General features: G+C 47.1%; 14 protein-coding genes. 5 read left to right on the top strand and 9 right to left on the bottom strand.

The genetic code is table 11. The features are described from left to right. A partial coding sequence (locus BP97_RS37950; protein WP_036746844.1) for an IS110 family transposase occupies positions 1–246 on the top strand: 246 nt, incomplete at its 5' end. Between the two features lie 181 nt (positions 247–427). On the opposite strand, the gene BP97_RS37955 is transcribed toward BP97_RS37950, so the two are convergent. Next, positions 428–769 carry a winged helix-turn-helix transcriptional regulator gene (locus BP97_RS37955; RefSeq protein ID WP_051621064.1) on the bottom strand — a complete coding sequence of 114 codons (342 nt, stop codon included), beginning with the start codon at positions 767–769 and terminating at the stop codon, positions 428–430. 265 nt (positions 770–1034) lie between these two features. Here BP97_RS37955 and BP97_RS0130290 point away from each other — a divergent pair, with 265 nt between their 5' ends. The 3 genes from BP97_RS0130290 (at position 1035) to BP97_RS40810 (ending at position 3042) form a co-directional block, all read left to right on the top strand. Further along, positions 1035–1931, top strand: a complete 897-nt coding sequence (locus tag BP97_RS0130290; RefSeq protein WP_028552458.1) for an alpha/beta fold hydrolase — start codon at positions 1035–1037, stop codon at positions 1929–1931. Between the two features lie 75 nt (positions 1932–2006). Further along, positions 2007–2516, top strand: a complete 510-nt coding sequence (locus tag BP97_RS0130295) for a dihydrofolate reductase family protein (protein WP_028552459.1) — start codon at positions 2007–2009, stop codon at positions 2514–2516. 286 nt (positions 2517–2802) lie between these two features. Continuing rightward, positions 2803–3042 (top strand): hypothetical protein, encoded by a 240-nt coding sequence (locus BP97_RS40810; protein WP_028552460.1) that lies wholly within the window; start codon positions 2803–2805, stop codon positions 3040–3042. Between the two features lie 316 nt (positions 3043–3358). Here the strand turns inward: BP97_RS40810 and BP97_RS40445 are convergent, their stop codons facing one another. The 7 genes from BP97_RS40445 to BP97_RS0130340 form a co-directional block, all read right to left on the bottom strand. After that, complete coding sequence (locus tag BP97_RS40445; protein WP_036746845.1) at positions 3359–3538, bottom strand: hypothetical protein; 180 nt, start codon at positions 3536–3538, stop codon at positions 3359–3361. A 90-nt stretch (positions 3539–3628) separates the two neighbouring features. After that, positions 3629–3952, bottom strand: a complete 324-nt coding sequence (locus BP97_RS0130315) for a hypothetical protein (protein WP_028552461.1) — start codon at positions 3950–3952, stop codon at positions 3629–3631. Between the two features lie 426 nt (positions 3953–4378). After that, the gene (locus tag BP97_RS0130320; RefSeq protein WP_028552462.1) at positions 4379–4813 is read right to left on the bottom strand and encodes an SRPBCC family protein; all 435 of its coding nucleotides are present in this window, start codon (positions 4811–4813) and stop codon (positions 4379–4381) included. A gap of 350 nt (positions 4814–5163) precedes the next feature. Then, complete coding sequence (locus tag BP97_RS0130325) at positions 5164–6270, bottom strand: SGNH/GDSL hydrolase family protein (protein ID WP_028552463.1); 1107 nt, start codon at positions 6268–6270, stop codon at positions 5164–5166. Positions 6271–6396: 126 nt separating this feature from the next. Then, on the bottom strand, positions 6397–7233 hold the full coding sequence (locus BP97_RS0130330) for a carbohydrate ABC transporter permease (protein ID WP_028552464.1): 837 nt from the start codon (positions 7231–7233) through the stop codon (positions 6397–6399). Between the two features lie 32 nt (positions 7234–7265). Next, a complete protein-coding gene (locus BP97_RS0130335; protein ID WP_051621065.1) occupies positions 7266–8213 on the bottom strand; it encodes a carbohydrate ABC transporter permease in 948 nt (315 codons plus the stop codon). A gap of 63 nt (positions 8214–8276) precedes the next feature. Next, complete coding sequence (locus BP97_RS0130340; protein WP_051621066.1) at positions 8277–9728, bottom strand: ABC transporter substrate-binding protein; 1452 nt, start codon at positions 9726–9728, stop codon at positions 8277–8279. A 312-nt stretch (positions 9729–10040) separates the two neighbouring features. On the opposite strand from BP97_RS0130340, the gene BP97_RS0130345 reads away from it, so the two are divergent. Beyond that, a complete protein-coding gene (locus BP97_RS0130345) occupies positions 10041–11213 on the top strand; it encodes an ROK family transcriptional regulator (protein WP_028552467.1) in 1173 nt (390 codons plus the stop codon). 203 nt (positions 11214–11416) lie between these two features. On the opposite strand, the gene BP97_RS0130350 is transcribed toward BP97_RS0130345, so the two are convergent. Next, positions 11417–11914: IS3 family transposase (locus BP97_RS0130350; protein WP_028552468.1), on the bottom strand; the 498-nt coding region annotated here is incomplete at its 5' end.

Here is an 11914-nt window from a genome sequence, read left to right on the forward strand (position 1 = left end):
TTCTTAGACAAAGGAACGCCCTACGGTAAGAGTTTTTCAATCATTCATACACATGAGGGATTACTGCTTTTCCATCAGCTTTTAAGGAATCTTGAAGCCTTCACTGGACAAAAACCAACGGTTATTCTAGAGGCTACGGGCCATTACAATGCCCCTATCACCAAGTTTCTGGATGAACAAAACTACCTTTATGTTGTAGTTAATCCCCTTTTGTCTTATCCTGTGAATCTAAAGCTCATTTCTTAGGCTATACAGGAATGTTTAGTTGAATGTGCTGGGCTTTTTAGACAACACCTTTTGGTCGTGAATCCAGACACGCAACTTCTTCAGGTGCCTACCACATCTTCGAGAAGAGTGAAGACTATCGTTCCAGTCATTAGGTCCTCTCCCAAATGTCTGCGCTCCCGTGCTTTCATTACATTCAAGTCTATGCCATATCTTCCGCCCCAGGTTCGGCGCTTATGCCATTTTCCTGAACCCACGCCCACATAGCCGCAAAAATAGGCTGCAGATTCCGCCCGCGATCAGTTAACTCATATTCAACGTGAAGGGGTACACCGGGGTACAGCGTGCGCGTAATAATCCCCTTCTCCTCTAGCACCCGCAGTCGATCTGTTAGCGTCTTCGGGCTAATCGGGTGTAGCCTTCGCCGCAGCTCTCCAAATCGCTTGGTTCCGACAAACAACTCTAACAGAAGAGAAAGGGTCCACTTACCATCCAAGATTTCCAGCAAAGGATCAATGGCTTCGATACAAGAGCGATCCAACATTGACGTTTCCTCCATAGTTCATTTTATGAAACTACTGCACTTTATTGTAACTACTTTTCAAATATACCACAGTGCTGTAGTCTTATTGAAGAGCCTGAACACAAAACTCTACTTCATATCGATATCAACCCCTGAGTGGTGCGCGCAACCGGGGCGCTACATCGAAATTAACAGGAATTTGAATCACAACAATAATCAGAATATTTGTACAACTATTACATGCGACTTAAACGCTGCTTGAACTATTAGCAGATTGGAGGCACAAATGCAAAGACCGTTTGATGTAGATGCATCGGAATATCCGTTCAAGGACCACTGGATGCCTTATGGCGATGGCATGATTCATTACGTTGACGAGGGGCAGGGGCCTGTCATTCTTCTCCTACACGGAAACCCCACCTGGTCGTATCTTTATCGGAACGTCATCAAGGATTTGAGCGGTGAATGCCGTCTGATTGCATTGGATTACCCGGGACTCGGAATGTCACGGGCTCCTTCCGATTATGGCTATTCACCTAAGGAGCATTCTGAGGCTGTCACCGAATTCATTCGGCGACTAGATCTCAAGGACTTCGTACTAGTAGTCCAAGATTGGGGAGGTCCGATCGGATTCAACTACGCCGTAAGACACCATGAGAACCTGCGCGGAATTGTCGTAATGAATACCTGGGCATGGCCGGCCACACTCCCTGCGATGAAGCTATTCTCGCTTGCCATGGGCGGATGGCCCATCGGATATTGGCTGCAGACAAGGCTAAACTTCTTCGCTAAGAAGATTGTCCCGCATGGGATCTATCATACCGAGAAAATCACGAATACCTTGAGAAAGGCCTATACCGATCCATTCCCAACACCAAAATCCCGGAAACCGACATGGATATTCCCAAGGCAGATCCGAAAGGCGCGTCCATGGCTCGCGGAGATCGAGGCGAAACTGCCGATTCTATCCAATTTGCCAGCACAGATTTTATGGGGAATGAAGGATAGCGCGGGCTTTCCACCCGAAGAGATGGCTAAATGGCAGGGTTATTTGAAATTAAACGAAACCGAGTCGTTAGGCGATGCCTCCCACTATGTACAGGAAGATCGGCCGGACCGGGTGACCGCATCCATCCGCAGAGTCCTTGAACGAACATCGCTGCTATCAAGAAAGCTAGGCTGAACTATCATCATCGGTTATTTAGGCAATTCATAAAATTATTAATCCAATTTCCATCCACTAATAGGAGGCTAATCAATGAAAACAATTCTATGGGCAACACTAACCGGTAATGGCAACTACGCGCAATCGAGTCCGAATAACCCCCCAAGAAAGGAAGCGCTCGGCGATTTTGCGACACATGCTCAGGCAGCTGGTAATTTCATTGTCGGAAGACGCACGTTTGAAGGGATGCAGGCGAGCAGCGGCGGTGATACTTTTGCCGGCATGGATATTGTTGTCGTATCGGCGAGCGTGAAAGAAATCCCCGGTGTGACGGTTGTCGGTTCGCCGCACGAAGCCTTGAGCTACCTGCGGGATAAAGGCTATCAAATCGCCTTCATCTCGGGGGGGGCGGACCTTCATAATGCTTTTCTGGGTCAAGGGCTTGTTGACGAGCTCATATTCAATGTCGCGCCGGTACTAGAAGGGAAGGGGCTCAATCTATTGATTGACACGGAGAAGTACCAATACAAGGAAGTGGAATTGTTGAACTTCAAATCACTCGGCAGCGGCGTCGTTCAATTGCACTATGCGATTAGTCATTAAAACGGCAACCAGGGAGATCACACCAAACGTATGAGTCTGGCAATTGAGCAATGATCAAATCTTTACGGTTCAATGAGGCCGTCGATCGTTTCAACGGCAGCCTCGTTGTGTATTTAATATGAACTATCGGGAAGCACAGTTGGAGGATACTTAGCTGTCAGTCAACCTATGGAATTTGATCCCGGCACTAAGCAGCAATATCTTCTTAATGTAAATTATGTTCTTGCAGGCTTGTTGATTGAGAAAGTGACCGGTAACCCTTTATATTGAGGTCCAATCCCGGATCGTGCAGCCGTTAAATCTATACAACACCTACCTGCCAGGAAGCGACATTCGAATCGTTGGCACACATGCTCATGGATACCAAGCGGTCCAGCTGGGGGACAAAACCGAACTTGTGGACGTTACGGAAGGTAGTCAGTCTTTCACTTGGGCCGCAGGCGAGATCATTTCTAGAACAAATGATCTGAATGTGTTTATGACAGCTTTGTTCAGCGGTAATGTAGTACCTAAAGCCGAATTTTGAGATATGTTCACCGTGCCAGACGTTCAAGCTTGGAAAAGTAGCGGTAAGGATGTTGGAATGGCGACGCTAAGCATGGGTATGATGCGGACGGAGACCAAGGTATCAGACCTGCAGCGAAAAGTAGTTATTCAGTGAATTCGACTGATGCCAAGGTCTCCGATCAAAATCAGTGGGTCTTAAAAGCGGAATGGCCGCTTAAAAGTAACGACGGTTGAGTTCTCGTCGACGTTCTCCACACAGCTGGGCGTAAATTTGAGTGGTTGATGCTTTTTCATGCCCCACATGCCTTGAATAAAATCTAATGGAGCTTCGATATCTAGGAGCTGGCACGCGTAGGTATGACGAAAGCAATGTGGATATACATTTGCATCGAGTTTTCCCCGGTCTCTCTTACCAGCATCTTGAGCTGTAATGCGTAGGCTTTCAATTTACTCGGACTAAACCCCTGGATACGTTTATCAGTTTCATACAGTCGCCATAACTCACTTAAAATCATAAAAAAACCCCCATAAGAGCTATTAAATCTAGTTTGCTTCTTATGGAAGGTTTTAATCTGACATTATTAAACTAGCATACCCGTTTAGTTTTATCTTCTTTTCAAAATTCTACCGTCAAAATCAAAAACAATTGGTGTTCCTTTTACTTTTGCATCCCATCCCTGATCTAATGCCTGACAAATAAAGAATTCAATATCTCTTGGTCTAACAATTTTCATATTCAGATGTTCTGTATTCGGGAAGTTTACCCAGACACTATCGATATCTGATTCAATATTAACTTGAAGACGTATTCCTCTGCTGATTTCATGTTCAGCTATAACAATAAGATAACCACTCCCAGGAGAAACGGTCCATATGTAGTTTTCTTCTCTGACTGATATTCTTCTGAAACTCTTATTGTTTATTGTCATTTACTTCATCCTTAATAAAAAGTGTCATTTCAGCAAAATTTCACTGAGCAGTTGCCGATGCAAATGGCCCTAGTCAGCTGAACTATCGTTACCTGTTAGCTTAATCGACCGATTTCATAAGTTTTTTCTATTGCTAATTTGTAATTATCCCAATCAAAGTAGAATGGCCCTATATCAGCCGTCGATTACTAGCTCCCCCATGTAAAATGATTGTTGGATACAATCGGCAGAGCAATTAAACTATCCTACCCGTTACTTCAATCCCCATTCCGGGAAACTATAAAAGACCCTTGCTCTGAATTAATGGCAGGCGAGGCGCTTGACGGCACCCCATCCGCAACTTTCACTGTAGAGATGACGCTCATACAGGGCGTACATAGCAAAGCGCATGCCGATATCGGCATGCGCTTCTAAGGTTGAAAGATCTTATTCTTCTTCAGCCGTTTCCACATATTTTTTGAAATTGTCTAAAATTGCCTGCCACCCGGCTTGCTGCATCTCAACGGTGTTGGTCTCTTCCGCTTCGAACGATGTGATGATTTTCGTGTCGTTGTCTTGGCGAATAAAAACGATTTTCACTTTTCTACCGTCGGCGATCGTATAGGAGATGCTCTCGTTAATGCTCACCTTGTCGTATACTCCGCTGAAATCAAATCCAAAACTGCCGTCTTTGGCTTCCATTCTAGAGAGGAATTTACCGCCGACCTTCAGATCATTCTCGGCGTATGGCGTGTGCCAATCATCAGAAGCCTTATTCCATTGCGTGATATGCTTCGGATCTGTCCAATATTTCCACACGCTTTCGACAGGAGAATGAACGATCGTTTCCACTGTTATCGTTACCGGATTACCTGTTCCCATTACATAACCTCCTTGGTGGCTAAGATACACTACTTACCTACACCTATTATAGCATGAAGCAGAAGCTAGATTTCTTTTCGATTGCTATTATACAAATCTGCTATTCACCAGGCTGCGGCCGGAAGGAAGAAGAACATCAGAAAGTCCGATGAGGGAAAACCTCACTCCAGTTCTCTACTCTTAAAAGTTTGATTCACGAATAAGATTCGATAAAACGTTTACATTCCCTTCATCACTTTAAAAAATATCTTCATCACAGTAAGACCATATTTGTGCTCTGACCATTGACATCACTCCTTCTCCATTTGTTGCAACATTGGACGTCCACTATTTCAATAATACTCCCTCTATCATAAAAACAATGTTTTTAGAACTGGTTCAAGTGCATCTGCCATCCGCAGAAAACCAAGATCCGTTGGATGTGAGCCGTCTACTGTGCATTCGAAGAAATCTTCACCGAGAGATCCGGAGCCGTCAAAGAAATAAATATTCAAATCACCTTGCTCCCGCAACTCGTTAACGAGAGACTGTTCGAAACGCTTACGTTCTATTCTGGTCTCGTACAGTTGTGGGGTCAGCTCCTCACGTGCGTAACGAATTCGTGAGACAACCAAGATCGGTGTTACCGGATGTGCTTCCCTATAAATTCTAATAAATTCCGGAAGTGTCTTACGGAAAAGTTCGGTGCTCACGCAATTGCCTTCATAATCAATGACCATACACGCAGGATCATTGATCTGCGAAATAATTTTGGCAACCTCCGGCTCTCCCTTGCCGCTTCCAGAGAAACCAAGATTGATAAATTCCAGCGGAATTCTTCGGCTCAAAATGTTCGTATAAGCCATGCCAGGCCGAGAGGCGCAGCCTCCTTGCGTAATCGAGGTTCCGTAGATGACTACTTTCTTCCCGGAAGCGTAGCTGGGGGGAGCGGTTATGGACGCGCCCTCATCCAAACCGATCCATATCTCCTCCACCCCTTGATAGAGCGGCAAGTTTAGAACGATATTACGCATCGAGGCATTCCAATTGGTAAATAACGCACACTCGTACTCGGTGAGAGTGAGGTCATATTTCGTTGTGTTGCAGTACCGCAGGGGAAGGAGGGTGTCGGGAGAACCCACGTAGCAATCGATGCCGCATTGTCCGGTTGCCGGCATATGGACCATATTGGCTTTGCCTTTCAGCTTCACCCTTACCGATAGAGAAGAGGAGTCCGACTGAAACCGGATTTGTCCTCCTGCAGTATGATCGGCTAAGCGATCGACGGCTTCCGGAATGGCTCCGGACGGCAAATTCGGCAATCTGCGATAGATTCTTTCTTGCGCAAACCAAGCCAACCCGGAAATTTGAAAAGGCCGCTCCATAGGGGAATACCAACGAATCGAGCCATCGTACGTTTCATTGGGACGCATTCCGGGATCGTACAGCTCTATCGGATTCTTCTCTTTTCTTTCCACATTACCAATCCTTCCATAAACAATGATGTATACTTAAGCATTCTTCATTCACTATTCATATAGTATATTTTACCAAATTTGTCCGATGGGAAGCACTCCTTCCTATCGCTACCCTTTTCTATCTGCTTAGCCCTTAACAGCACCTAATGTGGCACCCTGCATTATCATCCGCTGGAACAGTATAAAAACAATGACCGAAGGAACCATCGCAATCGTCACCCCTGCAAACAACGTAACCCAGTCCGACGTAAACTCCATCATTTTGTTGGCTTGGTACATCTGCACTGCAATCGTATATTTATCGGGATCACTCAAATAGATGAACGGTCCCATGAAGTTGTTATAGAAGCCCAGGAATTTAAAAATCGCAACCGTAACAATCCCCGGAGTGGACAGGGGAACGATCACCCGCCAGAATACCTGGAAGATCGAAGCGCCGTCCATATGAGCACATTCCTCCAAATCCTTGGGCAGCGACTTCATAAAGCCTCCGAGCAGCATTAGATAGAATACACTCTCCCCTAGAGAGGACAATAGGATTAACCCCGTTAAGCTGTTCGTCAAATGCAGCTCCCTCATGATCACGTACTGCGGCACCAGGGCGTTAATCCCCGGCAGGAACAAGGAAAGCATAATGAGGCCCCAGATCAGCTGCCGTCCCTTAAATTCCATCCGGGTCAAGGCATAAGCGTTAAGCGTAGTAAAGAACAAGCTGACAACAAGGCTTCCGCCTACATAATAAAGCGTATTAAGCAGCGAACGACCGAAGCCATATTCCGTCCAGGCGGCAGTATAATTGGACCACTGCATCTTTTTTGGAAGGCTCCAGATGTCTTTGAAAAATTCAGGATTGGACTTCAGAGACTCATAGAACACCCATACCAGCGGGAACAAAATCGACAAACCCCAAATATACAGCACCAGACGCCACAGCACGTCCATAAACGTCATTTTTTCCTTCAATCTCATCTTCTCCCCGCTTTAAAAAGTATGCTCTAATACTCTACGCCCCGGTTCGGCAGAAACTTATCCATCAGCAGTTTGGCCGTGATCAAGATGACGAATAGAATCATACCGACAGCGGACGCGTAACCGTAGTTGATGTACTCTTTTCCGAAAGCAAGGTTAAACATATAAAGACCGATTACATCCGTGGAGCCGGACGGGCCACCGTTAGTCATAATCAGAATAAGCTCGAACGTCTTGAGTGTGCTGATCACAAGGAACAGCGCGCTGACCCGGACGACGGGCAGAATGAGTGGCAGCGTAATCTTGAATAACCGCGTCATGTGTCCAGCGCCTTCGATAATAGCCGATTCGTACAGCGACTTGGGAATGCCCGACATAGCATTTACGAAAATGATGACGTAGAGCCCGACACCGCCCCAAACCCACGGAGGGACCAGCGCCCACAGTGCTGCACTTTCATTTCCCAGCCAATAAAAATTTTTCATGTCGATCCCGAGCAGCTTCAGGCCGCTGTTAAGCATGCCGTAGGTACCGTCATAGATGAATGCCCAAAGTAAAGCAACGACAACAATCGATAAAACGTTGGGAAAAAAGAAAAGGATTTTCAGGAACTCATTTTCCATATAACTCTTGTATGTGACCAGATAGGCAAGCAGTAAGGAAATGAGCACGACCAGCGGCGGCACCGTCACCATAAAAATAAGGTTGTGCTTAAGCGCCCGCCATACATACTCGTCCTGAATTGCGGTAACAAAATTGCTGAGCCCTACAAACTTGGGATCCGTCAACCCGTCCCAATCCAATAACGCATAGTAAACGGATAAAACATTCGGAAACAGCGTGAACAGCAGATAGCCCCCGAACGGCGGCACGACGGCCAGGGTGAGAAAAATCCACTTCTGCGTGCTCGCTTTATCTAGTCCCATGCTGCCGGAAGAAGCGGGTTTAGCTTTCACTACATTGGGTTCGGACAAGGGAATTCAACTCCTATCAAGGGAAATGGAAAAGCGGAGAGAATTCCCTCCCCGCCTATAAACTTATTTCTTCTGAGCTTCTACCGCTTTCTTGAGCAAGGCGTCCGCTTCTTCGAGAATCGGTTTCGGATCCTGCTTGCCTAGTACGATCTTCGTAGTGGCTTCTTCTACCATCTTATTGGCTTTGGCCAGGTTCGGATCTGAGATGCTGACGGTTCTGTGCGGCTTATACGATCGGGCATCGTTATCCTTAATATACTTTAATATCGCTTGTGCAGAGGTGGACAGCTTAACGACTTTACTTGCATCGTCAATCAAATCTTTTCTCATCGGGAGGGCACCCGCTTTTTCTGCCGCAAACTGCTGGTTATCCAGCGTCATCAGCCAAAGAATGAACTCCTTGGACCACTTCTTGTTCAAATCCGGCTTGCCGGCCCACATGTATTGGAAGTTGGTGATTCCGCTTCGGATCCAAAGCTTCTGCTCCGCCTTATCCCTGAACGGCACCGCCATATAGCCCCACTTGAAGTTTTCCGGTGTGGTCTTCTTCATTTCGTTCTCCACGTGACTTCCTGTGGAAACCATCGCGGCCTGGCCTTGAATCACCTGCATCTGTGACTGGGTATGCGTTAAAGCAGGCAGTCCATCCGGGAAGTACCCCTTCTTGCCAAGCTCATACAGGCGGTTCCAGTGTTCCAAGCTTTCCTCGCTCGTAAATTGAGGACCGTTGTATGTTTTATAATTTTCGATCACCTTATCGGCGTTTCCTTTGATATCGGCCAGCTCAAACAGCTTTGCCGGTCCAAAGGCCCAGTCATAGTAATTAGGGTAAATTCCCGGGAAAGTAATCGGAGCTATGCCGTCCGCCTTAATTTTGGCAAGCAGGGCGTTAAACTCGGCCCATGTCTTCGGATTCTGGTTCCAGCCCTTCTGCTCGAACAGCGTCTTATTGAAGAACAATCCGCCGTAAGAGCTCGAGGTGGCGAACTCGTATACCTTTCCGTTCACCCTAGTAAACGATTCGGCGAGGCCCGGCATCATGAGCTCCTTAAGTGCTTTGTCCGGCACGTCAGGAAGCTTTTTGTCGAACATATCATCGAAAGGCTCGAGTTTTCCAGCTTCAGCAAGGGAAATGATACCCTGCCCTCCGGAAGGAGGCGTCGTGTTGAAAATGTCAAACATATCGTTATCGTTATTTGCGGAAATCTTCGTTTGTATCATGTTCTTCATATCCGCCGATGCGGTGACGTCGAAGGAAACGTTCGGGTATTTGGCCTGGAAGGACTTTACGGCATAATCGAACCATTCCCTTCCGTAGCCTCCCATGAAGAAACCGACCTTGAGCGTCACCTTCTCCGTCTTCGACAGCCCGTTTTCGTAAACATCGCCTTTAGTCTGATTCTGAGGCTGACTCGCGGAAGGTTGTTCCGTTTTTCCTGTACATCCTGCAAGCAGCGAACCCGACATAGCAACCGCAAGGCTTAAAGCCGTAATCTTTCCAAATTTGTATCTCATACTGAGACCCCTCTCGAATTAGTAAAAAAAATTGATTTATTAACATTAAGAATACAGGGTAATTGTTTAGCGATGATTATCATATTGTAAGGGATATGTAAAAAATCGTTGATTGACGTGACATGATCGCGCTTACAATTTACATCTAATTAATAAATCAAATTTATTTATTATTATATTACCTGTTTATTCTCTAGGATACAACAGAAATCTTTCGACAAAAATCCTCTGCCTTTCCTCGGGAATGACCGCGTGGTAAACTAATTTGTACTAAGAGAATAAACGTGTACAGTTCAAGGAAGAGGTCGACTTATGTCCACATTGAAACATTCATCCCACACGCTGCTTAAATCCATTAATCAGCAGAAGGTGCTGCATCTGATCTATTCGGAATGTCCGATCTCCCGTGTAGAGCTAGCCCGAAAAACCGGACTTAGTCAGCAAACCGTCACCAACATCGTCAGCCGGCTTCTAGAGGATCAATTGATTGTTGAAGGCGCGCCGCAATCCCTTGAGAGCGGTAGCGGCCGTAAGCGTGTTCCCCTGCTGCTTAACGGTTCCCGCTTCTTTGCGATCGGCGTTGAATTGTCGGGTACGTCGGCACGAGGAGCGGTTTATAATTTTCAGCACACCCGCTTGGCGGAAGCCGAAGCGAAGGCAGAGCGCTACGAGTCCGAAGAGGACTTGCTCCGGGTGATCCGCAGCGTGATCGACAAGCTCATTAGCCGGACCCCGGACCCTACCTGCCTGAAGGGAATCGGCTTTAGCGTTCATGGACTCGTCGACTCCTCCGAGGGCGTTCTGCTTCGCTCGCCTGGGCTCGGATGGAAGCGGATACCGCTGGCGAAGCTGCTAGAGGACGAGTACGGGCTGCCCGTCTTTCTGGAGAACGACACCAACCTGCTTGCGCTCAACGAGAATATGGGCGGAATTCTGATCTCCTCCAAAAGCAATGTGACGCTAAAATTTGGTAGTGGCATCGGGGGAGCCATCGTCGTGGAGAAGCTATTGGTCACCGGCTCCTCCTTTGTAGCAGGAGAGGTAGGCCACTATAAGGCGTTTATGCCGCCTTACGATTATGAGTGCTACTGCGGCGGCAGAGGATGCCTAACCACTCTGGCTTCCTCCAGGGGCTTGCTGCGGACGCTCAGTAGGAGTTGGGAGCAAATCAGCGAAGCTATCCGTACCGGAGACCCGGAAACCGTTCAACTGAACGAGGTGGTGAAGACGGCGATCGTTTACGCCACTGCCAATATCGTCACCCTGCTCAACCCGGACCGGGTTCTGCTCACTGGGTTTATGCTGCCGATATGGGGGGACTCGTTCGTCGACGAGCTCAAAGCACGAGTGATCGCCCAAGTGCCGGAAACATGCCGGAACGTAGAGTTCCTACACCTCACCGAAGTGGAAGACGAGACTGCGCTGGCCGTTGGACTTGTCTTGCAGAGCGTGTTCAAGATCCCACTCGATAGCCTGTCGCTGTAAAGTGGCGGCCACTTGGCCAAAATGGGCTCGGGCGGGCTGGTCGTTTACCTGGCGCAGAACTTGTGCGGGACACCGAGCTTACACTATGCTAAATGGAGCATTGGTATATCTGCAATACCTAAAAGGAATCAACAAAAAGCCCTTGGAAGATCTGAGGGTACTGCACCCCGTTTGTGAGACAGTGATCAAAACACCTTGCAAGTCTAAGCAGCCAGTCGTCGGAAATTAATCGGTGACTGGTTATTTAGTTTCGTTTGAATGCGAATTGAGTTATAGTAGTGAATGTAGTCTCGAACGGTTTGCTCAACGATTGCCGTCGTTGTGCAGGTCAAACCTTCGAGATAGAACGTTTCAGATTTTAGCGTGGAATGAAACGATTCGATGGGGGCATTATCAGCGGGCGTTCCTTTACGGGACATGCTCATGGTAATGCCTTTTCCTTTTACGGCTTGCTGGTAAGCCCAGGACGTATATACGCTTCCTTGATCACTATGGAGCATCATTCCTGACCCGCCTGGTAATTGGTTCAACGTGTCAAGAACAAACGCTGTATCTTGTTTATCTGCAATACTATAAGCTACAATCTCTCCGTTGTACAAGTCTAGAATGCTCGACAAGTACAATATTTTTCCGCCATATGGCAGGTACGTAATATCTGTCACCAGCTTTTGCATAGGCCCATCGGCTAGAAATTCACGTTT

It is taken from the genome of Paenibacillus sp. UNC451MF, from assembly GCF_000686845.1.
Taxonomy (GTDB): domain Bacteria; phylum Bacillota; class Bacilli; order Paenibacillales; family NBRC-103111; genus Paenibacillus_S.

Excerpts from the sequence above, each read along its gene's own strand:
- BP97_RS0130315 (WP_028552461.1), bottom strand. The coding sequence starts at position 3,952 with ATGACAATAAACAATAAGAGTTTCAGAAGAATATCAGTCAGAGAAGAA.
- BP97_RS0130295 (WP_028552459.1), top strand. The coding sequence starts at position 2,007 with ATGAAAACAATTCTATGGGCAACACTAACCGGTAATGGCAACTACGCG.
- BP97_RS0130290 (WP_028552458.1), top strand. The coding sequence starts at position 1,035 with ATGCAAAGACCGTTTGATGTAGATGCATCGGAATATCCGTTCAAGGAC.
- BP97_RS37955 (WP_051621064.1), bottom strand. The coding sequence starts at position 769 with ATGTTGGATCGCTCTTGTATCGAAGCCATTGATCCTTTGCTGGAAATC.
- BP97_RS0130345 (WP_028552467.1), top strand. The coding sequence starts at position 10,041 with ATGTCCACATTGAAACATTCATCCCACACGCTGCTTAAATCCATTAAT.
- BP97_RS0130340 (WP_051621066.1), bottom strand. The coding sequence starts at position 9,728 with ATGAGATACAAATTTGGAAAGATTACGGCTTTAAGCCTTGCGGTTGCT.
- BP97_RS40445 (WP_036746845.1), bottom strand. The coding sequence starts at position 3,538 with ATGATTTTAAGTGAGTTATGGCGACTGTATGAAACTGATAAACGTATC.
- BP97_RS0130320 (WP_028552462.1), bottom strand. The coding sequence starts at position 4,813 with ATGGGAACAGGTAATCCGGTAACGATAACAGTGGAAACGATCGTTCAT.